The 21,320-nt window shown below is 69.2% G+C and carries 22 protein-coding genes; 10 read left to right on the plus strand and 12 right to left on the minus strand.

What is annotated here, in order from left to right; all coding sequences use genetic code 11:
• Window positions 1-14: 14 nt before the first annotated feature.
• From FAB82_RS02570 to FAB82_RS02580, 3 genes are all read left to right on the plus strand, one after another.
• Entirely contained in the window at window positions 15-824 is an 810-nt protein-coding gene (locus FAB82_RS02570) for a biotin--[acetyl-CoA-carboxylase] ligase (RefSeq protein WP_211116332.1), read from the plus strand.
• A gap of 11 nt (window positions 825-835) precedes the next feature.
• Window positions 836-1,819: a hypothetical protein gene (locus FAB82_RS02575; protein WP_136532975.1), complete on the plus strand. Its 984-nt coding sequence runs from the start codon at window positions 836-838 to the stop codon at window positions 1,817-1,819.
• A 173-nt stretch (window positions 1,820-1,992) separates the two neighbouring features.
• Entirely contained in the window at window positions 1,993-2,520 is a 528-nt protein-coding gene (locus tag FAB82_RS02580) for a PH domain-containing protein (RefSeq protein WP_136532976.1), read from the plus strand.
• 131 nt (window positions 2,521-2,651) lie between these two features.
• Here FAB82_RS02580 and FAB82_RS26835 read toward each other — a convergent pair whose 3' ends face one another.
• A complete protein-coding gene (locus tag FAB82_RS26835; RefSeq protein ID WP_168801387.1) occupies window positions 2,652-3,158 on the minus strand; it encodes a GtrA family protein in 507 nt (168 codons plus the stop codon).
• A gap of 26 nt (window positions 3,159-3,184) precedes the next feature.
• Window positions 3,185-5,749, minus strand: coding sequence for a sigma-70 family RNA polymerase sigma factor (locus FAB82_RS02590; protein WP_136532978.1), 2,565 nt, complete (start codon window positions 5,747-5,749; stop codon window positions 3,185-3,187).
• Between the two features lie 431 nt (window positions 5,750-6,180).
• Between FAB82_RS02590 and FAB82_RS02595 the strand changes: the two genes are divergently transcribed.
• Window positions 6,181-7,014, plus strand: a complete 834-nt coding sequence (locus FAB82_RS02595) for a hypothetical protein (RefSeq protein WP_136532979.1) — start codon at window positions 6,181-6,183, stop codon at window positions 7,012-7,014.
• 60 nt (window positions 7,015-7,074) lie between these two features.
• Window positions 7,075-7,764 carry a tRNA (guanosine(46)-N7)-methyltransferase TrmB gene (gene trmB, locus FAB82_RS02600; RefSeq protein WP_136532980.1) on the plus strand — a complete coding sequence of 230 codons (690 nt, stop codon included), beginning with the start codon at window positions 7,075-7,077 and terminating at the stop codon, window positions 7,762-7,764.
• Window positions 7,765-7,848: 84 nt separating this feature from the next.
• Here the strand turns inward: trmB and FAB82_RS02605 are convergent, their stop codons facing one another.
• From FAB82_RS02605 to FAB82_RS02645, 9 genes are all read right to left on the minus strand, one after another.
• Complete coding sequence (locus FAB82_RS02605) at window positions 7,849-8,064, minus strand: type II toxin-antitoxin system VapB family antitoxin (RefSeq protein WP_136532981.1); 216 nt, start codon at window positions 8,062-8,064, stop codon at window positions 7,849-7,851.
• A 91-nt stretch (window positions 8,065-8,155) separates the two neighbouring features.
• Complete coding sequence (locus FAB82_RS02610) at window positions 8,156-9,391, minus strand: deoxyguanosinetriphosphate triphosphohydrolase (protein WP_425461575.1); 1,236 nt, start codon at window positions 9,389-9,391, stop codon at window positions 8,156-8,158.
• 71 nt (window positions 9,392-9,462) lie between these two features.
• Window positions 9,463-11,256 (minus strand): proline-rich domain-containing protein, encoded by a 1,794-nt coding sequence (locus tag FAB82_RS02615; RefSeq protein WP_136532982.1) that lies wholly within the window; start codon window positions 11,254-11,256, stop codon window positions 9,463-9,465.
• 59 nt (window positions 11,257-11,315) lie between these two features.
• Window positions 11,316-12,074: an MBL fold metallo-hydrolase gene (locus tag FAB82_RS02620; protein WP_136532983.1), complete on the minus strand. Its 759-nt coding sequence runs from the start codon at window positions 12,072-12,074 to the stop codon at window positions 11,316-11,318.
• Between the two features lie 6 nt (window positions 12,075-12,080).
• A complete protein-coding gene (gene murI, locus FAB82_RS02625) occupies window positions 12,081-12,884 on the minus strand; it encodes a glutamate racemase (protein WP_136532984.1) in 804 nt (267 codons plus the stop codon).
• A gap of 191 nt (window positions 12,885-13,075) precedes the next feature.
• Window positions 13,076-13,489: a hypothetical protein gene (locus tag FAB82_RS02630; RefSeq protein ID WP_136532985.1), complete on the minus strand. Its 414-nt coding sequence runs from the start codon at window positions 13,487-13,489 to the stop codon at window positions 13,076-13,078.
• Between the two features lie 152 nt (window positions 13,490-13,641).
• Window positions 13,642-14,592, minus strand: coding sequence for a PLP-dependent cysteine synthase family protein (locus FAB82_RS02635; RefSeq protein WP_136532986.1), 951 nt, complete (start codon window positions 14,590-14,592; stop codon window positions 13,642-13,644).
• Window positions 14,593-14,612: 20 nt separating this feature from the next.
• Window positions 14,613-14,891: a MoaD/ThiS family protein gene (locus FAB82_RS02640; protein WP_136532987.1), complete on the minus strand. Its 279-nt coding sequence runs from the start codon at window positions 14,889-14,891 to the stop codon at window positions 14,613-14,615.
• 68 nt (window positions 14,892-14,959) lie between these two features.
• Window positions 14,960-15,442 carry a M67 family metallopeptidase gene (locus FAB82_RS02645; protein WP_281276841.1) on the minus strand — a complete coding sequence of 161 codons (483 nt, stop codon included), beginning with the start codon at window positions 15,440-15,442 and terminating at the stop codon, window positions 14,960-14,962.
• Window positions 15,443-15,594: 152 nt separating this feature from the next.
• Between FAB82_RS02645 and FAB82_RS02650 the strand changes: the two genes are divergently transcribed.
• The 5 genes from FAB82_RS02650 (at window position 15,595) to FAB82_RS02670 (ending at window position 20,393) form a co-directional block, all read left to right on the plus strand.
• The gene (locus FAB82_RS02650; protein ID WP_136532988.1) at window positions 15,595-16,890 is read left to right on the plus strand and encodes a nicotinate phosphoribosyltransferase; all 1,296 of its coding nucleotides are present in this window, start codon (window positions 15,595-15,597) and stop codon (window positions 16,888-16,890) included.
• 70 nt (window positions 16,891-16,960) lie between these two features.
• Window positions 16,961-17,734 carry a sporulation protein gene (locus FAB82_RS02655; protein ID WP_136532989.1) on the plus strand — a complete coding sequence of 258 codons (774 nt, stop codon included), beginning with the start codon at window positions 16,961-16,963 and terminating at the stop codon, window positions 17,732-17,734.
• 169 nt (window positions 17,735-17,903) lie between these two features.
• Window positions 17,904-18,428 carry an EXLDI protein gene (locus FAB82_RS02660; RefSeq protein ID WP_136532990.1) on the plus strand — a complete coding sequence of 175 codons (525 nt, stop codon included), beginning with the start codon at window positions 17,904-17,906 and terminating at the stop codon, window positions 18,426-18,428.
• A 223-nt stretch (window positions 18,429-18,651) separates the two neighbouring features.
• Window positions 18,652-19,608: an ATP-binding cassette domain-containing protein gene (locus tag FAB82_RS02665; RefSeq protein WP_136532991.1), complete on the plus strand. Its 957-nt coding sequence runs from the start codon at window positions 18,652-18,654 to the stop codon at window positions 19,606-19,608.
• Window positions 19,605-20,393: an ABC transporter permease gene (locus FAB82_RS02670; protein ID WP_136532992.1), complete on the plus strand. Its 789-nt coding sequence runs from the start codon at window positions 19,605-19,607 to the stop codon at window positions 20,391-20,393. Before FAB82_RS02665 ends, FAB82_RS02670 begins: the two co-directional genes overlap by 4 nt.
• A 67-nt stretch (window positions 20,394-20,460) precedes the next feature.
• Here FAB82_RS02670 and FAB82_RS02675 read toward each other — a convergent pair whose 3' ends face one another.
• Window positions 20,461-21,318, minus strand: coding sequence for an NAD-dependent epimerase/dehydratase family protein (locus tag FAB82_RS02675; RefSeq protein WP_136532993.1), 858 nt, complete (start codon window positions 21,316-21,318; stop codon window positions 20,461-20,463).
• Between the last annotated feature and the right edge of the window lie 2 nt (window positions 21,319-21,320).

Consider the following 21,320-nt stretch of genomic DNA (forward strand, 5'->3'; position numbering starts at 1 on the left):
GATACTCTGATCGAGTGAACACACCGACGAGGAGACCACTGGACCGGCACGCGCTCTGGTCGTTGTTGTCGGAGAAGTCCGACTTCTGGACCAGTATCGATGTGGTGCAGGTCACTGGTTCGACGAATGCGGACCTGGCGCGGGCCGCGCGGAACGGGGCGGGCGAGGGCACCGTCCTCATCGCCGAGGAGCAGACGAGAGGACGCGGCAGGCTCGATCGGCAGTGGTCGTGCCCGCCGCACGCCGGACTCATGATGTCGTTCCTGCTGCGCCCCAGCGCGCCCCGCGAACGATGGGGCACCCTGAGCCTGGCGACCGGGGTGGCGCTGGAGGAGACGCTCCGCGCCACCGCCGGAGTGAGCGCGAAACTCAAGTGGCCCAACGACGTCCTCATCGACGGCAAGAAGGTGTGCGGCATCCTCGCCGCCGTCGAGAACGGGGCCGTGATCGTCGGGATGGGCCTCAACGTGTCCCTCACCGAGGCCGAACTGCCGGTCCCCGAGGCGACTTCGCTGGCGCTGGCGGGCGCCGAGGAGGTGCCGCGCGAGCAGCTGGCCGCCGACTTCCTGGCCCACTTCGCGGCCGTCTACCGTGCCTGGGACGCCGACGGGCCCGCTGGGGTCATCGAGCGGTGGCGAAGGCACTCGGCCACACTCGGACGCCATGTCGAGGTCTCTTATCCCAATGGCGACAAGCTGACCGGGCGCGCGGTCGACATCGCCGCCGACGGACGGCTGGCCGTCGCGCATCTGGACGACGCGGGCGCCGAGACGGTCTCGCACATCGCCGCCGGCGACATCGTCCACCTGCGGCCGAGGGCTTGAAAGGTGCCGACTTGACGGACAATGACGAGGGCGAGGCCGCGACCGGCCTGGACGAGATCTCCGAGCGGATCTATCGGCTGCTCTTGACGAAAGCCGACGCCTCGGTCTCGCAGCTGGCCACCGAGTCCGGGAGCCCGCCCGCCCGCACCAGGACGGTCCTGGCCGATCTGGTGGAGGGCGGTTTCGCCACCATGGCCGCCGATTCGCGCTTCCGCGCCGTCGCCCCCGATATCGTGCTCGGCTCGCGGATCACCTTGCAGCTCAATGCCGTCCGCGGCCGCTACGAGGCGCTGCGGGAACTGATGGAGATCCACCGCGCGAGCCCGGGCCCGGGCGGCCGCGACGACCGGGGGCGCTGGGAGCAGGTCATCGGCGCGGTCGCGATCCGCTCTCGGCTGGGCCAGCTGCGGGAGTCCGCCGAGCACAGCGTCCGCACCTTCGTCAGGCCGCCGCTGGTGCTGCCGATGCCCGATGGCGACCAGCACCGCGAACTCCAGGACCGCGGCGTGCGCTTCCGGCACCTGTTCGACCGGGCCGTCCTGGACTCCGACCCCGACGCGACCTACCTGCGCCGGGCCCTGGAATGGCGCGACGAGATCCGCTTCGCCAAGCGACTGCCGCTCAAGCTGGTCATCATCGACTCCAGCGCGACCATGATCGAGGAGACCGCCCCGGGCCGGCCGCGCGCGATCATCACCGCCAACCAGTCGATTGTGGAACTGACGGCGGCGCTGTTCGAGCAGCTTTGGACCACGGCGGTGCCCGCGCCGAACGGCGATCCGGGAGCCGAGGCCGACGGCGATTCGGTCGAACCGGGCGACCACCTGCTGCTCAGTCTGCTCATCGCGGGCCTGACCGACCAGGCCATCGCGTCCAAACTGGGCATCGGCCTGCGCACGGTGCAGCGCCGGGTCCGCGAGCTGATGGACCTGGCCGATGTGGACACCCGGATCCAGTTGGGCTGGCACGCGGCGAAACACGGCTGGGTGCCGTAAGACCATGACGCTCAGCCGGTGACGAGCCGCTCGCTCTCCAAGGGAGTCGGTGCTGGTCCCGGCGTTGGGGATGGGTGAATCTGGGGCACATTCACAGTGAAGGGGTGTTGTACTGTGCAGATGAACCGATTACCGCCCTCGCCCGTTTCATCTCACTCCTGGAGGTCATTGCAGTGGGGTACCCAGACGATCAGCTTGCCCGAGGCGAAGTGGTCAAGCTCCACACCCGCCCGCACTGGAAGGAGGCCGTCGGGCCTGTCCTCTGGTTCGTGGTCTTCCTGCTCATCGGCGCCATCGCCATCTACTACTCGACCAAGATCGACGGCGACTGGAAGATGTGGCTGATCCTCGGTGAGGTCGTCGTCTTCGTCGCCATCATCGTGTGGCTGTCGGTCCTCCCGTGGATCCGGTGGCAGTCGACGCACTACGTGATCACCGACCAGCGCGTCATGTGGCGCGAAGGCCTCGTCACCCGCGAGAGCCGCCACATCCCGCTGGCGCGCGTCAACACCGTCTCCTACACGCAGAACGTCTGGGAGCGCATCTTCGGCTTCGGCGACATGAACATCGACTCCGCCTCCGACGATGGCGAGATCGAACTGGTCGACGTGCCCAAGGTCGACAAGACCAAGGCGCTGCTCTATCAGCTCGCGGAGGACGACCGCACCCGTCGCGCCACCCAGGCCGGCGACGGCATCTGATCCCCAAGACCCGCTTAGCGAACGGCGGATCCCATAGGATATATCCTATGGGATCCGCCGTTGTCGTATGCGGTGCGCGATGGCCCTTGCAACGGGGGACGTCGAGCGTGGCAGCCGGAACGGCTTGCGGCTCAGGCGTTCTCCGTGTGGCGAAAGACCCAGGTCCGGTAGGCGAAGAAGCGGAACACCGTCGCGACGCCGACCCCGAGGAAGTTGGCGGCGATGTTCTTCGCGATCGCATTGTCGAAGTACTGCGGCCAGACCTGCGCGAGGCCGTTGTTGGCCCACAGGAATCCCAGCGAGATCAGCAGGCCGATCCCGTTGAAGAAGAAATAGAGCGCGTACTGGCGGTGGGCGGCCTCGTCGCCGATGCGGTCCCGCCAGGTCCAATGCCGGTTGCCGAAGAAGGCGACCGAGGTGGCGACCACCGTCGCGAGGATCTTCGCGCCCCAGTCCGGCCAGGCGAACCCCAGCAGGCAGAGGTTGAACAGTCCCAAGTCGATGATGTAGGCGGTGCCGCCCACCCCGACGAAGCGGGACAGCTCGCCGGCGTGCTTCCTGGTCAGCCGCATGGCGCGGGTAATCAGTGAGCCCTTTTCGGCGGGGGCCTCGGCTGCGGTGTCGGTAGAGGTCGGCATCCCAGCCAGCCTAACCTGTTCGAGGGTTACTCGCTCGGGGCAGCGACCGCGACCACCCCGACCACGAACGGGTCGTCGCCGCGCGTGAAGCGGATGACCGAGTCCTCGCCGAGGTCGACGCTGTTGACGGCGACGTCCACGCCGAAGGTGTACCAGTGCGGGTTGTTCACCGCTCCGGCCGCGGTGCAGGTCGCGGGCTCGCCGACGTCCTGGCCGCCGATCGAGAGCGCGTCGCTGCGCGCGTAGCCCGAGCCGCCCCACAGGGTGTGCGCGACGGTGACCTTTCCGACGCCCCTGACCTCGATCTCGGTGTCGGCCGAACGCGCCCCGTCGTAGACGGCGACCTCCCGGGTCTCGGCGCCGGGCTCGGCGTAGACGACCGCGAGCGACCAGCCGGCCCAGTGGTCGGACAGGCAGTGGTCGCCCGAGTCGGCGGGCCACTCGCCGCATTCAGACGTCGGAAGGGCATGGTTGTCGACCGCCGCCCAGTACTCGCCGCCGCCCTCGACGATCCCTGTGACCTCGACGAACGCCTGCGCGCCCGGTTCGGTGTCGATGACGGAGGCGGCGCCGAGGTCGCTCCAGCCGCCGCCGGGACCGGCCAGCGAGACCTCGGTCGGCACGTCCTCGTGGACGCCGGCCCAGTACAGGCCCGCCCAGATCACCTCGGAACCGCCGGGGATGTCGAGGACCGCACCGGAGACCGCGTCCCCGTCCTTGCCGGCCGGCGGCTCGGGGTGCGGGTCGCGCGGTTTGTAGGGCTTCATCGGCCACCGCTCCCCCGCGCCGAGCGCGGTGGCCTCCTTGCAGCCGGGGACGGCGCAGGTCAGCCAGGTGTTCCCGGCCGCGATCACTCCCGAGGCGTCGAGGCTGGCGAAGCCGACCTGGCTTCCCGAGGGCGCGACGGGGATGCGCAGCTCGGTGGTGCCGCTGATCCCCGGGCCGTCGACCGTGACGGTGAAGGCCTGGTAGCCGCTGACCTCGGCGCCGATATTGATGCGGACATCGGCGACGGCGGGGTCGGGGAGTTCTGGGATGGTGCAGCGGACCTCGGCGCCCCGGTCGGCGCAGCGCCAGCCGGGTTCGGCGTCCTCGGCGGTGAGGGTGACGCCCGCGGGGAGCGTCAGGTCGAGCGTGACGCGGCCTGAGGAGGCGGCCTGGCCCCAGACGCGCCGACCCGATTCGAACGCGGCGGGAGCGGCCGTGCCGGATTCGGCGCCGGCGCCGGCCTCCGCGGATTCGGCGCGATCGCCCGCCGTCTCGCTCTGGTCACTGCGCGGCGCATAGCCGCTGGCGGATGCGGGGGCCTCCAAGCGGATCGGGAGGATCGCCTCCTCTCCGGCGGTGAAGCCGGTGTCGCCGAGGGCGTGCTCGATGCCGTAGGACGCGGGGACGGCCGCCGGAGAGCTCGGCTCGTCGGCCGGTTCGTCCGCGTCGGGCTCGGTCTCCTCCGGGGCGGGGTCGTCGGCCGGATCCTCCTCCGGCTGCTCGGGATCATCCTCTTCAGATGCCGGCGGCTCCTCATCCGGCACGCTGATGGGCGGTTCGTCGGCGGCCTGCGGCTCCTCTTCCGGCTCACCGGAGGTGAGCGCGAAGATCGTCGCCGCGACCGCGACCGCGACCACGACCGTGGTTCCGGTGGCCACTGAGCCCTTGGTGCCGAGCTGCTGGACGATGCGCCTGACCCAGTTGGCCACGGCGCGGAACGGCGTGAACAGCACCGCGAACGCGCCGCCGACGGCGACCCCGGCGGCCGCAGCGGCCCCGGCGGCCAGGTAGGGCGCGGCGGCGGTGCCGAGGAAGATCGCGGCGATGGCACCGACGCGCAGCCCGGAGTTCAGCTCGGTCAGCTCGGCGAACAGCAGATTGCACGAGACGCAGGACTGGAGATGCTCGTCGACCTTCTCCACGTCGCGCACGCCGAGCTTGCCGCGCACGCGCGCGCCCATGCGGTCGACCGTCCAGCGGCACGCCTCGGGGGGTGAGTCGGCCGCGTGCTCGGTCAGGTAGTTCTGGCGCAGTTTCTCCCGGGCCCGGTAGGCCAGCGCCGAGACGCCGTTCGCCGTCATGCCGAGCATGGTCGCGATCTTGGCCGGGGAGTCCTCCTCGACCTCGGTGTGCCACAACACCATCTGCCAGCGTTCGGGGAGCTTGCCGAAGGCGAGCGCGGCATAGCGGCGCTCCTGGCCCTCGACGGCGGGGTCGACGTAGATCTCGCCGGAGTCGTGCTCGGAGAAGTCGTCGGTGAACTCGACGCGTTTGTCCCGGCGGATGCGGTCGTAGAAGGTGTTGCGGAGGGTCTGGAGCATGTAGGGCCGGAAGGCGAGGTCGGGGCCGCCGCCTTCGCGGAAGGTGTGGAGGAGCTTGGCGAAGGTCTCGGAGACGAGGTCGTCGGCGCTGGCGCTGTCGCGGGCGAGGATGCGGGCGAGGCGGCGGGCGGCGTGGACGTGGCGCTCGTAGAGGACGGCGTACGCGGTGGTGTCGCCGCGCCGGGTGCCGTTGATCAGTTCGGGGTCGGAGAGGGCCTCGGGGGTTCCGGGAGTGCGGGCTTCCACGCGTTGGGGATCGCCGGACGAAACGGTCTCGGGCATGGTTCGCCGGTGCTCCTTCCAGGTTGCGCCGTGCTCGTAGCATCGGGGGCTCGGGGCATGCGCTCTCGGGCGAGGTGTTTGGTGCGGATCGGGGAGGTTTTCAGGTTCTCCCTTGGCTTAACGAATGACTTGGTTTCGAGTTGCGCCCGTCGAGGAAGCCGATTGGCTGTCCGAAATGGGCAGTCCCAGATCTACGTAAAGAGGACATAGCGCAGAGTTTAGGACAGTAATTGGGCACGGTCGTGGATCGTGATGCGATTGTGACCATGCGTGATGGTATTGGGATGTGCGCCCACTGAGGCGAGGTTCGCTCCGGTTCGGACAGTGTCACGGCCCCTTACTTGATCCACCTGACTGTCAGAAATCTGTCAGGCTATTGCGTACCTTTGGGTAACGCGCTGTTCTCGGCGATTTTGCTCAGGAGGTGAGGAATGCCCGCTTCGGTGCTGCTGGCGCTACTGGCCGCGACCTGTCTGCTCGCATTGACTCCGGCCCTGGTGCGCCGCTACGACCCCGACGAGCGGATGATCGCCGACCGCAAGAACTCCGACGCCCGCGTCCTCACCCGCGAGGCCCACCGCCCCGACCGGCCGATTCCCCACCAGGCGCCCGGCGAAGGCGCCCCCGAGGCGGGCATCGACGACCTTCTCCACCCCGACACGACTGAGCCGCAAGGATCTCCGGGCCCGCGCGGGCCCAGAGCATGGGAGCGGCGCGGCGGCCGCCGGGGCGGGTCGGTACGGTTGGAAACCGACGAGTCGGTGACCGGCGAGGACCCCGAGATGCACGAGACGGACAGGCTTCGGCAAATGCGCGCACAGTGGTGGCGGCGGCGCCACCGCCGCATTCTCTACGTGCTGATCGCCCTCACACTGGTAGAGCTGATCGGCGTCATCATCGCCGGCCCCGGCTTCTGGATCGGTGCGGGCGCTTCAGTGGCGGTACTCGGCGCCTACGTCTACTTCCTGCGCGAGCGGGCCAAGCGCCTCGCCCGCGAGCAGCGCCGGCCCAAGGCCATGATCACCGCCGAGCCCGAACACGAGGAGGTCGGCCCGCCGACCTACGTGCCCGAGCAGCCCGGCTCCGAGGGCGAGCCGGAACCGGACTCGACGCGCGAGTCCTACCTGTTCGGCGGCCAGACCTCCGGCGACGAGGACGAGCCGCCCCCGCCGCCGCCCCGTCCCGACGCGCGCCGCTCCGAGGGCTCCGGCTCCGGCGGCGTCCGCGGACGCTCGTACGAGTCCCCCGCCAAGCTCGAGCGCTGAGGTCACGCCCGCGCTCTCTCGCGCGGGCGAGTCCGAACCCGCGGGTAAGATTCACTGGTTATGCCTGATCAGAGCCAGCAGCACCGCCACATCCTGACCTTCAACTTCCGTCAGGGCCGCAATAAGCCACGCCATGACGAGGCCATGGAGCGGCTGTGGCCGCGTTACGGCTTCCAGTGGGAGCCCGCGGACGGCCGGATCGACTTCCCGAAGCTGTTCGGGCGCACCGCGCCGGTGGTCCTGGAGATCGGCTCGGGCAATGGCGAGGCGGCGGCCGCGATGTCGGACGCCGACCGCGAGCGCGACCTGCTGGCCGTCGAGGTCTACCCGCAGGGCATCGCCGATCTCATGGCCCGCGCCGACGAGCTCGGCGTGGACAACCTCCGGATCTACGAGGGCGACGCGCTGCCGCTGCTGTGGAAGGGCATCGAGCCGGGCACGCTGGACGAGATCCGGGTCTACTTCCCCGACCCTTGGCACAAGGTGCGCCACCACAAGCGCCGCATCGTCCAGAGAGACCACGTCGCGACCATGCGAGGCCTCCTCCGCGAGGGCGGGGTCCTCCACTGCGCCACCGACATCGCCGACTACGCCGAGCAGATGCTCGAGGTGCTGAGCGCCGACGAGGGTCTGGAGAACACCGCCGACGGCTTCGCCCCGCGCCCCGACCACCGCCCGGTCACCAAGTTCGAGCGCCGGGGCCACCGGGCCGGCCGCGAGATCTTCGACCTCATCTTCCGCAAGCACTAGGCAGCACTCCCGCGGTCCGACCCGAGCCGCTCTATTGCATGGACCTCGCAAAGGCGCCTGCGCCAATGAGCAATCGCGCCGAGCTCATGGGCGATAGTTCCGTTTGTCCATGAGGAACTCGGTGTCGACCGCGCCATCGGCAACCCGTTCGCGAAGTCTGATGAGGGCCATCGCACGACGGCGGGTCTCCATGACCTCCCGCATGGCCGCGTTGACAGTCTCCTTCTTGGTCGAGGTGCCGAGGACCTTGCTCACTTCCGCGAGCAGCTCGTCGTCCAAATCGATCGTGGTACGGCTCATCGCTGCACCTCATCGCTCGTGCCACCAAGCGTGTCTGCTGGAATGCCGAGCATCGGGCCGGACACTCGGGTCCGAACAATTTTTCTCGCGGTCAGGTACCGACGAGTTCGCGGTGCCAGGCGAGTGCCGAGGCGTCCGTCAGCGATGCCACCTGGTCGATGACGACCCGGAGGCGGGCGGCGTCGTCTCCCGCCTCGTTCCAGGTCGCCGCGAACATCGGTTCCAGCGGCTCCGGGGCCCGTATCACCAGGGTGTGCACCAGGTCCTTGAGGATCTCGCGCTGGCGGGCGTAGGCGGGGTTCTCGGTCCTGGGCGCCATGACGAAGTGCCAGGCGATGCCCTTGAGCAGGGCGCACTGGACCCGCTCGCGGTAGGGGACGATGAGGTTCGCGCCGTAGCGGGACAGCGGACGGCTGCCGTAGCGGCGCTGCGTCGCATCGACCGAGGCGTTCACGAAGCGGCCCACCATGGTCGAGGTGAAGGCCTTGAGCGCGACCTGCGACCGGAGCGAGCCGTCGTAGTCGTGCAGGCCCCGCATCACCGGGTCGTGCAGGAGGTCCTTGAGGGCCTCTTGGAGGGCGGCGGCGGACTCCTCGGAGTAGCGGCCGGCGACGTCGGCGCAGACGCCTTCCTGCTCCTCGGTGTCGTCCATGAGGCGCGCCAGGTCGATGTAGCCGCCGTGCAGGCCGTCCTCGACGTCGTGGACCGAGTAGGCCACATCGTCCGACCAGTCCATGACCTGGGCTTCGAGGCACTGCACGCCCTCGGGGGCGTCGCCGCGGACCCAGTCGAAGATCGGGCGGTCGTCCTCGTAGACACCGAACTTGCGCCTGCCCGGCTCCAGGCCCCACGGGTACTTGCACATCGCGTCCAGGGAGGCGCGGGTGAGATTCAAACCCACCGATTCGCCTTGGCCGTCAAGGATCTTCGCCTCCAAGCGACTGACGACCCGCAGGGTCTGGGCATTGCCCTCGAAGCCGCCGCACGGACCCGCCACGGCGTGCAGCGCGTCCTCGCCGTTGTGCCCGAACGGCGGGTGGCCGAGGTCGTGGGCCAGCCCGGCGACGTCCACCACGTCGGGTTCGCACCCGAGCTTGTCGCCGGTCTCGCGGGCGATCTGGGCGACCTCGAGGGAGTGGGTGAGGCGGGTGCGCAGGAAGTCGTCGGTCCCGGCCGTGTGGACCTGGGTCTTGGCCGCGAGACGCCGGAAACCGGCGGAGTGCAACACGCGGGCCCGGTCGCGCCCGAACGGTGAACGCGGGGAGCCGTTCTCGGCCACGCGCCGCTCGTCGGCCGGCCGGCGCGCTTCGGACGGGCCGGGACGCAGTTCGGGATCGGTCACGTTGTCGAGCCTACGTGACCGATCCCGGTACTAGAAAAACTTGCAGGTCTGGCTGCTTACTCCAGGTAGAGGCGGAGCAGGCCGGCACCGTCGCCGTCAACGCTGCCGTGGGCCCAGGCGAAGGCCGACAGCGGCAGGTCGCCCTCGAAATCATCCGGGTCGGATTCGATGAGCGCCTGCATGTCGACCCACACCGCCACCGCGGACGATTCCGGTGCGTCGGCGGCGAAGTCGGAGAAGCGGGCGTCGTCCGAGAGCGTGCCGTCGGCGACGTCTTGGCCGGTGAAGCTGAGCTCGGAGCCGTCGGCCTCGATGCCCTCGGGCGTCTGCCCGCTGGCGTACTCCTCGAGGAGGTCGTTCAGCTCCGCGGCGCGGTCGTCGGCCAGGACGGCCTGGAGGAAGATCGATTCCTCGTCGATGTCGTCATCGGGGAGCAGGTCGGCGGCGAAGCTCAGCTGGGAACCGGCGAGCAGGTCGGTGAACTCGGAGACCGATTCGGTGACCTCGTCCCAGTCGGGGCCGTAGGAGTAGTCGTCGTAGCCGTAGTCGACCGGCTCGTCCTCGGTGCCGTACATGCTGAAGCGTTCGTACAGCTCCCAGTACCGCTCCTCATCCTCGCTCGACATCGACTCGTAGTCGCTCATCCACATGTCGTCGAGTTCGAGGTACTCCTCGTACTCGGCGTCGGTCAGCGGTTCGCCGTCCGAAGGCTCGACGGCCTCGGCCTCTGCTTCCCCGCCCCCGTACAACTCCTCGAACTGGGTGAGCCAGTCGTCGGTCTGCGCGGCGATGTCCTCGGGGACGTCGGCGGTGACGGCGAGGTGGGAGGCGGGAAGGTCGCCCATGTTCGACAGCAGGTCACCCGAGCCGGTCCAGGGGTCGTCCTCGCCGCCGAGCATGCGGTAGGTCAGCTCGAAGCCGTCGTCGAAGGCGGAGACGCCGGCGATGAGCTGGCCCGAGTACAGCCCGTTGAACGCGGTCATTCCCATCATCCCGGCGCCGAACTCCTCGGTCTGCTCGGAGAGCGCGTCCATGTCGACCCAGTAGACCATCAGCTGGTCGCCTTCGAGCCAGTTGCGGGCCTCTTCGTAGGCGGCCGAGTCGGACAGCGGGGAGGTGCCGGCCTCGCTCTCGGCGGCGGCCAGGGCGTCCGCGGCCCCCTCCTCGCCGAGGACGATGAGCACGGACTCGTCGTTCACCGTGTAGGCGAACTCCTCGTCGGAGACCTCGGCGGCGTCGCGGAGCTTGGCCATGCCGTCCTCGGCCGCGCCGGCGTCGGTGCTGGCGAGGTTGACGACGCCGTACGGCATGCCGTCGTGCTCCCACATGGCGATGCCGTGGCGGCGGCCCAGCCACGACGACAGGTCCTCGGCCTCGACTCCCTCGGCGCCGGCCTCGTCCAGGAGGTCGGCGAGGATGTCGTCGGTGTCCTCGTAGTCCACGTCCTCGAACTTGTTGAGGTGTTCGAGGAGCTTGGGCGTCTGGGAGAACGAGGGGTCGAAGTTGACCTCCACGTACATGCTGGCCGAGGCCGGGAAGCTCGCCGCCGGGTCGGGCCCGGTATTGAGGACGAACTTGAACAGCACGACCGCGCCGACGCCCAGGAGCAGGGCGACGGAGAGAATCGAGGCGATGGCGATCTTGGCGCCGCGACCGCCACGCGGTTGCTGCGGCGGCCCGGCGGGCATGTAGGCGCCCGGCGGCTGGTAAGGAGGCTGGCCGCCGCCCGCTGCGGGGTAGGGCGCCGTCTGCTCGACGTACGGCTGGACCTCGCCGGGCGGCGGGCCGAACTGCGGCTGGCCCTGCCCCGGCGGCACGTTGGAGTGCTCGGGATTCGAATAGCTCGACATCCTTCGACGCTAGGGCGCCCTTGCCACCCTTTACATCCCGAGAATGTGCCAGTTCGGTATCAGAACTCGTATACCTGTCCGGGTCGCACCACTTCGACCGGTCCGGTGTAGGCGCCGCGGGCCTCGGCCAGGGTCGCCTCGCGCGAGCCCCACGGCTCGACCAGGTGGGTCAGCAGCAGCCGCGCGGCCCCCGCCTTGGTGGCGTAGTCGCCGGCTTCCTTGCCCGTGAGGTGCACGTCCTTCGGATTGTCGTTGCCCTCCAGGTAGGAGGCCTCGGCGAGAAGGACGTCGCAATGAGCGGCGAGGGACTCCAGCGCCTGGCACGGGCCGGAGTCGGAGGTGTAGGCCAGGGACGATCCGGCGTGCTCGACGCGGACCCCGTAGGTCTCGACGGGGTGCGCGACCCGGTCGACGGTGATCGACAGCGGCCCCAGGTCGAAGGCCCCGGGACGCAGTTCGCGGAAGTCGTAGACGTCGCGCAGCGACGGGTGGCACAGCTCGCCCTGGCCGCCGTATGCGGCGACGATGCGCGGGCCGACCCCGGCCGGGCCGTACATCGGCAGCGGCGTCTCGGGGCGCTGCGGCGAGTAGCGGCGCATGACGGCGTACCCGCAGGCGTCCAGGAAGTGATCGGCGTGCAGGTGGGTAACGATGACCGCGTCGATCAGGTGCGGGTCGACGTGTTTCTGGAGTTCACCGAGCGAACCGGTGCCGAAGTCGATCAGCAGCCGGTAGCCGCCCGCCTCGACCAGGTAGGCCGAGCAGGGCGTGTCGGGGGCCGGAAACGAGCCGGCGCAGCCGATGACCGTGAGTTTCATGGCAGATCACACCTTGTCCAATGCGGCCGCCGTAGCGTTCGGGAACAGGTTGCCGAGGAATCGGCGGGCGGTCCTGGTGAAGGCCTCCGGGTCGCCGGTGGCCAGGAACCGGTGCTCGACCGCGACTCCGGCGTCGGCGAGCAGCTCTTGCTCGGTGAGCACCCGATAGAGTTCGCGGGCGCACTCGCTCGCGGAAGACACCAGCGACACGTCCTCTCCCATCACCAGTCCTATGAGTCCCGATAGCAGCGGATAGTGGGTGCAGCCCAACACGACCGTGTCGACGTCGGACTGCTGTAGCGGCTCAAGGTACCCCTGGGCGAGGCCTAGGAGCTGTCGGCCGGTTGTCACTCCGCGTTCCACGAAATCGACGAACGCCGGACAGGCGACGGCGGTCACCTTGACGTCCGGAACCACGTCGAACGTGTCGACGTAGGCACCCGACGAGATCGTCGCGGCCGTCCCGATCACCCCGACCCGACCCGTCCTCGTGGTCGACACGGCTCGCCTCACGGCGGGCCGGATGACCTCGATCACCGGGATGTCGTAGCGGTCGCGAATATCGGCCAGGCTGGCGGACGAGGCCGTGTTGCAGGCGATCACCAAGGCCTTGACCTGCCGGTCGACCAGGTAGTCGCACCGCTCCAAGGTCAGCTTGCGAACCTCGGCGATGGGCCTGGGGCCGTACGGAACATGCGCGGTGTCGCCAACGTAGAGCAGGCGTTCGGCCGGCAGCATTTCGGCGACCGCTCGGGCGACGGTCAGGCCCCCGACCCCGGAGTCGAAGATCCCGATGGGCGCGTCGTTCATGGGCTCCGAGCGTACGTCCAGCGGCGCCCGGCGCGCCCCTTCCAGCCACGGGAATGTCGTCAAAATGACAGAGTGGTGAGCGCCACACAAAAAGCAGGCGGCGGGATGATAACGGTGCGGACGCACCGTTCGCACCGGTCCGTCCCGGAATCGGGGCGGATTCGTTCAGGCGTCTCGGTGCGAAGCGTCGCTCAGGCGAGGCGCAGCAGCGCGAACGCGGCCAGCAGCGTCGCCGACGCGGCGGCCATGAACATCCAAGGGACGCCGCGGAACCGGAGCGTCGCGAACGCCATCATGGTGAGCAGCATGCCGATCACGCCGACGGTGATGAACGCCGGGGTGAACCACGAGGGCGCGTCGCCGAAGATCTGGAACAGGCTCACGATCGCCGAGGCGACCCCGGCCAGCACCAGGAGCAGTGCCCACGATGCCACGCCCGCCAGGCGCCGCAGGCGAACCGCCGGCGGCTCCGGAACCGCCGGATCGGCCACGGCGGCGCCGAGTGGCTCCGCACCGGTGGACTCCGAGACGGGGGCGACGCCCTGCTGCGGCAGGCCGGAGGCTTGGCCGACGATGAAGGGACTCTGCCGCTTGGTGGTGTTCATGGGGCAAACCTAGCAAGTCGCCCTCCTAAGGGGAAAGCTCGGCCGGTGCGGGTATGACCTGGCGCCGCGGCGCACGAGTCTCGCGGCCCGGAAACGCACGGCGCCCCGGCGCGCCGAATTCGGCGCGCCGGGGCGCAGAGTCTTACGGGCAGTCAGGCCCAGACCTGGCCGTCCAGGGCGTTCGCCGCGTCGTCCAGTCCGTCCGAATAGGCGCCCGTCGACAGGTACTTCCAGCCGCCGTCGGCCACCAGCAGCGCGATGTCGGCGCTGCGTCCGGCCCGCTCGGCCTCACGCGCCAGCGCCAGCCCGGCGTGCAGGACCGCGCCGGTCGACAGCCCCACGAACAGGCCCTCGGAGGCGAGCACCTCGCGGGTGCGCCGCAGCGCGTCCTCGGTGCCGACGGACAGGCGCCGGTCGAGGACCTTCTCGTCGTACAGCTCCGGCACGAAGCCCTCATCGAGGTTCCGCAGGCCGTAGACGAGCTCGCCGTAGCGGGGCTCGGCCGCGACGACCTGCACCTCGGGCGCGTGCTCCTTGATGTAGCGCCCGGCGCCCATGAGCGTCGCGGTCGTCCCGAGCCCGGCCACGAAGTGCGTGATGCCCGGCAGGTCGGCCAGGATCTCGGGGCCGGTGCCCTCGTAGTGCGCCGCCTCGTTGGCCGGGTTGGCGTACTGGTTGAGCATGACCCAGTCGGGCTGCTCCTTGGCGATCTCGCGGGCCTTGGCGACGGCGGCGTTCGAACCGCCGGCGGCCGGGGAGAACACGATCTGGGCGCCGAAGGCCGTCAGCAGCTGGCGGCGTTCGAGCGAGGTGTTCTCGGGCATGACCGCGATGAGGTTGTAGCCCTTGCGGCGGGCCAGCATCGCCACGGCGATGCCGGTATTTCCCGAGGTCGGCTCCAGGATCGTGGCGCCGGGCGTCAGGAGACCGTCGGCCTCGGCGGCCGCGATCATCTTGGCCGCCACCCGGTCCTTGACCGAACCGGTCGGGTTCTGACCCTCGAGCTTGGCCCAGAGCCGGACCTCGGGAGAGGGCGAGAGCCGTGGCAGTCCGACCAGCGGCGTGGCGCCGGTGAGTTCGGTGATGTCGTTGAATCGCGACACGGCACTTCGCCCCTTTCGGCTTACATGCCGCCCGCGACGGCGGGCAGGATCGTGACCGAGTCGCCGTCGGACAGCTTGGCCTCGAGGCCGCCGATGAAGCGGACGTCCTCGTCGTTGATGTAGACGTTCACGAAGCGGTGCAGCGTGTTCTCGTCGGTGACGATGCGGCCCTTGAGGCCGGCGTTGTCGGCGTCGAGCGAGTCGAACAGCTCGGCGAGGGTCTCGCCTTCGCCCTTGACGAGCTTCTGGCCACCGGTGTGGCTGCGCAGGATGGTGGGGACGCGAACTTCAACAGACATAGTGGATTCCTTCGAACATGGGAAAACGGCAGACTCGTCGTACCGCCGGGGACTGGGCGGGGTGGAGCTCAGGGACAGTCGTAGACCGTCGAGTCGGGGGTGTGAGCGAACTTGTAGCTCTGGACGACCTCCGGGGCGCCGAGCACCTCGATGGGCTCCTCGGTGACCTCGCCGTCGGCGATGCGGAACGACCTGACCTCGGCCACCTCGGGGTCGCGGGTGGCGATCAGCACGTAGTGCGCCTGCGGCTCCCCCAGCTGCGAGGCGATCCCCGAGTCGGAGCGCGACGGATAGGCCTCGGTGGCGGTGTGCGAGTGGTAGGCCACGACGACTTCCTCGTCGGCCTCCCACATCTGGTCGTAGACCTGCTTCCACTCTTCGGAGTCGAACTCGTAGAAGGTGGTGGAGCGGGCAGCGTTGATCATCGGGATGTGCCTCTTCGGCGCTCCCGTGCCCTCGGGGCCGGCGATGATGCCGCACGCCTCGTCCGGGTGGTCCACCCGGGCATGCGCGACCATCGCCTCGACCAGTTCATGCGCGATCCGCAACACGCCAACAAACATACACGCGGGCTCCGCGCGGCCAAAGCCCTCGCTCAGCCCGTGAGACACGCCTCCACCGCCCCGAGCGCGGCGCCGACGGCCGCTGCCGAAGCGCCCTCGACCAGGTGGGACGCCGTGGGACAAGCAGATAAGCTCGCACCATGTCCGTCACGCTCCCCCGCACGCCCCTGTACACCGACCACTACGAGTACACAATGCTCGAAGCCGCCCTGCGCGACGGATCCGCCGAGCGGCCGTGCGTGTTCGAGGTGTTCGGGCGCCGCCTGCCCACCGGGCGCCGCTACGGCGTGGTCGCCGGGATCGGCCGCCTCGCCGAGGCCATCGAACGGTTCCGCTTCGCCGAAGAGGACCTCCAGGACCTGATCTCGCGCGGCGTCGTCGCCGAGTCGACCGCCGACTGGCTGCGCGACTACCGCTTCGCCGGCGACATCGACGTCTACTCCGAGGGCGAGCTGTACTTCCCCGGCTCCCCCATCGTCACCATCTCGGGCACCTTCGCCGAATGCGTGCTGCTGGAGACGCTGACCCTCTCGATCCTCAACCACGACAGCGCGATCGCCTCCGCCGCGGCCCGCATGGTCACCGCCGCCCGCGGCCGCCCGATCCTGGAGATGGGATCGCGGCGCACCCACGAGTCGGCCGCGATCGCCGCCTCCCGCGCCGCCTACCTGGCCGGCTTCGCCGCCACCTCCAACCTGGAGGCCGGCCGCCGCTACGACGTGCCCACCGCCGGGACCAGCGCCCACGCCTTCACGCTGCTGCACGAGTCCGAGACGGCCGCGTTCGCCGCGCAGATCGCCAGCTTCGGGACCGAGACGACGCTCCTGGTCGACACCTACGACATCACCCAGGGCATCCGCAACGCCATCGATGTGGCCGGGCCCCGGCTGCGGTCCATCCGCATCGACTCCGGCGACCTCGACGTCATGGCGACCGGGGCGCGGGAACTGCTCGATGAGCTGGGCGCCAAGGACACCCAGATCGTCGTCTCCGGCGACCTGGACGAGTACTCCATCGCGGCGCTGGCCGCCGCGCCGGTCGACATGTACGGGGCGGGCACCGCGGTCGTGGTCGGCTCGGGCGCGCCCACCGCGCAGCTGGTGTACAAACTGGTCGAAGTGGAGGGCCGCCCGGTCGCCAAGCGCTCGGAGCACAAGGGCACCACCGGAGGCCGCAAGACGGCGGTGCGCCGCCACAAGCCGACCGGCACCGCCACCGAGGAGGTCGTGGTCTCCCAAGGGGAACCGGAGCACCAGACCGGCGACAAGCCGCTCCAGGTGCCGCTGTTCCGCGGCGGCGAGCTCACTCCCCAACCGACGCTGGACGAATCGCGCGAGCTGCTGCGCCAGCGCCTCATCTCGATCCCTTGGGAGGGGCTGAAACTCTCCCCCGGCGACCCGGCGATTCCGGTCATCATGCGTCACGCAGGGGAGTGACCGCTCGGGATACGATTCGGGGGCCTTTAAAAGCCTTCCCCGTGATCGTCCCCGAAAGGACTCCGCCCCAATGGTGTTCAGCAAGCTCAAGGCCCTCCTCGGCGCCGGCCTCACCGTCGACACCCTCCTGCACGAAACCTCTGTCACTCCAGGAGGGACGCTCAAGGGCGAGGTGCGCATTTCCGGCGGCGAGGCGGACGCCGCCGTCGAGCGCATCGCCGTCGCCTTCACCGCCCTGATCGAGGACGACGCGAAGAGCGAGGACGCCACGCGCGTGGACGACTACTTCACCGCGGAGGTCTCGGGCAAGTTCGACCTGGCCAAGGGCGCCGCCCACTCCGCGCCGTTCGAGATCCAGGTGCCGTGGGAGACCCCGTTCAACGCCGTCGAGGGGCGGCCCCTGGTCGGCGGCATGAAGCTCGGTGTCTCCACCGATCTGGCCCTGGACCAGGCGATGGACAAGGGCGACCTGGACTGGCTGACCGTCGAGGCGCTGCCGGTGCACAAGGCCGTGTGGTCGGCGCTGGAGAACCTGGGCTTCGCGTTCCAGGAGACCGACCTGGAGGCCGGGACCATCCAGGGCGCGACGGTGCCGTTCTACCAGGAGGCGGAGTTCTGGGCCACCGGCGGCGACTACGCCGGGCGCGTCAAGGAGCTCGAGGTGACCTTCGTGACCGGCGAGGCCTCCACGGACGTGGTCTTCCAGGCGGACAACGCCTCGGAGCTGCTCGCGCCGGATCTGAACACGACGATCCGGTTCAGCCTGCCGACCGCCGACGCGGCCGACGCGACCGAGGCCGTGCGCGAGCAGCTCGACCGGCTGCTGACCCAGAAGGGCGCGTAACCGCAGCTCAATACGCCGAACGGGCGGCTCCGCGAGTGATCGCGGGGCCGCCCGTTTCGCGTGTCCGGAAGATTTTCCGGGCCGGCGCTTGCACTCCTCATGATCTACGTATATGTTATACGTATACATAGAAACGAACGAGTACCGGAGAGGAGGTTAAGATGCCGTCATGCCCAACAAGACGATCTACGTCTCCGACAAGGACCTGCCGCTCTACAACCGGGCGCAGGAGCTCAGCGGCGGCAATCTCTCCAAGGCGATCTCGACCGCGCTCAAGCGCTATGTCGAGGCCGAGGAGGGGCGCCAGAAGGGCTATGACGAGATCACCCTGAAGGTCGGGATCGGGCCCGCCCGCAAGCGGCGGCGCCAGCGCTTCACCGGCGTCCAGCTGGGGCAGTGGGGCCAGGTCACCGACAAGGGACGGGCCGAGATATTCACGGTCTACCGCTCCAAGTCCGGCAAGTTCGTGATCTACATCGAGCGCAGCGCCGACTGGAGCTGGAACCCCGATCAGAAGAACTGGTGGAAGGCGCAACTGGGCATCGGAGCGCAGTCCTGGGCCGCGACCGCCGACGAGGGCAAGCTGATCGTGGTCGACACGGCCGAGGAGCTCAGGGAGCAGATTCCCGCCGAGCTGTTCGACATGGTCGCCTCCAGCGTCGAGGAAGCCCCGATCGAGGACCTCGACATCTAGACCGGTCCGCGTCCGGACACTCCACCACTCAATCGAAATCGCGACCGGCCCCTGGCCGGTGCTCGACGCTGCGCTGATCCATTCGGCGCTCACATGACCACTCACCGCGGGATTCCCTGCGCCCAAAATCAGTCCACTTTGAACACTTAGAGGAGACGGGAGTGCCCACGTGTTCGACCTCGGGCTCATGCTCACCCTCCTCCCGCCTACGAATCGAGTCACCATGAACACCCGGAAACCACTGGCCATCGAGGCCCGCGGCCTGCGAAAGGCCTACGGCGACAACATCGTGCTCGACGGCATCGACATCGCCGTCCCCGAGGGCAGCATCTACTCCCTCCTCGGCCCCAACGGAGCCGGCAAGACCACCACCGTGAAGATCCTCTCGACCCTGGCCCGCGCCGACGCCGGCGAGGCCTTCGTCAACGGGGCGGACCTGCACCGCGACTCCGACGGGGTACGAAAGAGCATCGGCGTCACCGGCCAGTTCGCGGCCGTCGACCAGCTGCTCAACGGCACCGAGAACCTGCACCTCATGGGCCGCCTGCACCACCTGGGCAAGGCCGAGACGAAGCGGCGCGCCGCCGAGCTCCTGGAGCGCCTGGACATCACCGACATCGCGAAGCGGCTGCCGTCCACCTACTCCGGCGGCCAGAACCGCCGCCTCGACATCGCCATGAGCCTGATGGGAAGTCCGAGGGTGATCTTCCTGGACGAGCCGACCACGGGCCTGGACCCGCGCAGCCGTCGCGTCATGTGGGAGATCATCCGCGAACTGGTCTCGGGCGGCACCACCATCTTCCTGACCACCCAGTATCTGGAGGAGGCCGACGAACTGGCCGACCGGATCGCCGTCCTCGACGGCGGGAAGATCGTCGCCGAGGGCACCGCCGCGGAGCTCAAGCGCCTCATCCCCGGCGGCCACATCAGCCTGCAACTGCTGAGGATCGACCAGTTGGAGAAGGCCGCGAACCTGCTCGGCGCCACCGCCCACGACACCGAGCAGCTGACCATCCAGGTCCCCGGCGACGGCTCCGTCGCCTCCCTGCGCTCGCTCATCGACCTCCTCGACCACGAATCGATCGAGGTCGGCGAGCTGACCGTCCACAAGCCCGACCTCGACGACGTCTTCCTGACCCTCACCGGCCAGGCCCGGCCCCAGAAGGAGACCCGGCGATGACCACCCTCTCGCACACCATCGGCGACTCGGCGACCATGCTGCGCCGCAACCTCAAACACATGCTGCGGTACCCGTCCCTGACGCTCATGCTCGTCATGATCCCCGCGCTGATGCTGCTGATGTTCGTCTACGTCTTCGGCTCGACCCTCGGCGACGGGCTGGGCGGCGCGTCCGGCGGGCGCGCCGCCTACCTCTCCTATGTCACGCCCGGCATCCTCATGATGGCCATCGGCGGGGCGATGACCGGGACGGCGATCGGCGTCGCCACCGACATGACCCAGGGGATCGTGGACCGGTTCCGCACCATGTCGATCGCCCGCGTCTCGATCCTCACCGGCCACGTCATCGGCTCGATCATCCAGATCCTCATCTGCGTCGCGGCGGTCTTCGCCATCGCGTTCGCCATCGGCTACCGGCCGGACGCCGGGCCCGCCGAATGGCTGGCGCTGCTGGGCGTGCTCGTTTTGATCTCCTTCGCGCTCACCTGGATCGCGGTGGCGCTCGGCGTGACCGCGAAGAGCGTCGAGACCGCCAGCAACACCCCGATGCCGTTCACGTTCCTGCCGTTCCTGAGCTCGGGCTTCGTCCCGACCGACTCGATGCCGGCCGGACTGCGCTACGTCGCCGAATACCAGCCGTTCACCCCGTTCATCGAGGTGATCCGGAGCCTGTTGGCGGGCACCGCGGCCGACGGGACGGACCTGGCGCTGACGGTGGTCTGGTCGCTCGGCCTGGCCCTGCTCGGCTACCTGGTGTCGCGGGCCAAGTTCAACCAGGCCGTCTGAAAGCTTTACTCCCGCAAGGAAACAGAAAAAGGGGCGGGCCGCGATGCGGCCCGCCCCACCCGTCGTTCTAGACGTGGTGGCGCCAGGAGTGGCGCGGGTCGTAGCCGAGCAGGCGGCGGGCCTTCTCGATCGACAGCAATGTCTCGTGGCCCACGACCGGCCGCTTGAGTTCGAGCTCGGGGTAGTGGTCCTTGACGAGATCCGGCGTCGGCGTCGTCATGACGGTGTCCGGCGAGGCGATGACGAAGACCTCCTTGCCGGTTCCCTCGCGCTGCAACCCGAGACGGATCGCCAGCGCGCCGTCGCGGGCGTCGATGTAGGACCACAGGTTCCATTGGCGCAGGCTCGGGTCGTCATTGAACGCCGGAAAGGCCGCGTAGTCCTCGACGTACATGACGTTCGAGAAGCGCAGGCCCGTGGCGTTCAGCGACGGCTCCCAGCGGCAGAACTGCTCGACCATGGTCTCCTCCATGGTCTTGACCAGCGAATAGGTCGACTCCGGGCGCGGGGCGTACTCCTCGTCCACCGGCAGGTACGGCGGCGGCGTCTCGAACGGCAGGCCCAGCACGGTCTCGCTGGAGGCCCACACGATGTTCGCGATCCCGGCCAGGCGGGCCGCCGCGAACACGTTGTAGGTGCTCAGCACGTTATTGCGGAACGTCGTCGAGTTCGCTTGCAGGCCAGGGGCGGGGATCGCCGCGAGATGCACGACCGCGTCGACGCCCGAGTAGCGGTCGTCGATGCGGGTCAGGGCCTCGACGACCTGCCCGTAGTCGGTGAGATCGACCTTCGTGAACGGCGCGAGATCGTCCGGTGAGGGCTCCCGGTCGAGGTTGACCACGTCGTATCCGTGTTCGACCAGGTCACGCACGCAGGCGCGTCCCAACTTCCCGCTGCCCCCGGTGACGACCACTCGCTCGGCCATAA

Source organism: Glycomyces buryatensis (genome assembly GCF_004912275.1).
GTDB lineage: Bacteria > Actinomycetota > Actinomycetes > Mycobacteriales > Micromonosporaceae > Glycomyces > Glycomyces buryatensis.

Coding starts and splice junctions, on each gene's coding strand:
- FAB82_RS26835 (WP_168801387.1), bottom strand. CDS start 3,158: ATGCCGACCTCTACCGACACCGCAGCCGAGGCCCCCGCCGAAAAGGGC.
- FAB82_RS02590 (WP_136532978.1), bottom strand. CDS start 5,749: ATGCCCGAGACCGTTTCGTCCGGCGATCCCCAACGCGTGGAAGCCCGC.
- FAB82_RS02595 (WP_136532979.1), top strand. CDS start 6,181: ATGCCCGCTTCGGTGCTGCTGGCGCTACTGGCCGCGACCTGTCTGCTC.
- trmB (WP_136532980.1), top strand. CDS start 7,075: ATGCCTGATCAGAGCCAGCAGCACCGCCACATCCTGACCTTCAACTTC.
- FAB82_RS02605 (WP_136532981.1), bottom strand. CDS start 8,064: ATGAGCCGTACCACGATCGATTTGGACGACGAGCTGCTCGCGGAAGTG.
- FAB82_RS02615 (WP_136532982.1), bottom strand. CDS start 11,256: ATGTCGAGCTATTCGAATCCCGAGCACTCCAACGTGCCGCCGGGGCAG.
- FAB82_RS02620 (WP_136532983.1), bottom strand. CDS start 12,074: ATGAAACTCACGGTCATCGGCTGCGCCGGCTCGTTTCCGGCCCCCGAC.
- murI (WP_136532984.1), bottom strand. CDS start 12,884: ATGAACGACGCGCCCATCGGGATCTTCGACTCCGGGGTCGGGGGCCTG.
- FAB82_RS02630 (WP_136532985.1), bottom strand. CDS start 13,489: ATGAACACCACCAAGCGGCAGAGTCCCTTCATCGTCGGCCAAGCCTCC.
- FAB82_RS02640 (WP_136532987.1), bottom strand. CDS start 14,891: ATGTCTGTTGAAGTTCGCGTCCCCACCATCCTGCGCAGCCACACCGGT.
- FAB82_RS02650 (WP_136532988.1), top strand. CDS start 15,595: ATGTCCGTCACGCTCCCCCGCACGCCCCTGTACACCGACCACTACGAG.
- FAB82_RS02655 (WP_136532989.1), top strand. CDS start 16,961: ATGGTGTTCAGCAAGCTCAAGGCCCTCCTCGGCGCCGGCCTCACCGTC.
- FAB82_RS02660 (WP_136532990.1), top strand. CDS start 17,904: ATGCCCAACAAGACGATCTACGTCTCCGACAAGGACCTGCCGCTCTAC.
- FAB82_RS02665 (WP_136532991.1), top strand. CDS start 18,652: ATGAACACCCGGAAACCACTGGCCATCGAGGCCCGCGGCCTGCGAAAG.
- FAB82_RS02670 (WP_136532992.1), top strand. CDS start 19,605: ATGACCACCCTCTCGCACACCATCGGCGACTCGGCGACCATGCTGCGC.
- FAB82_RS02675 (WP_136532993.1), bottom strand. CDS start 21,318: ATGGCCGAGCGAGTGGTCGTCACCGGGGGCAGCGGGAAGTTGGGACGC.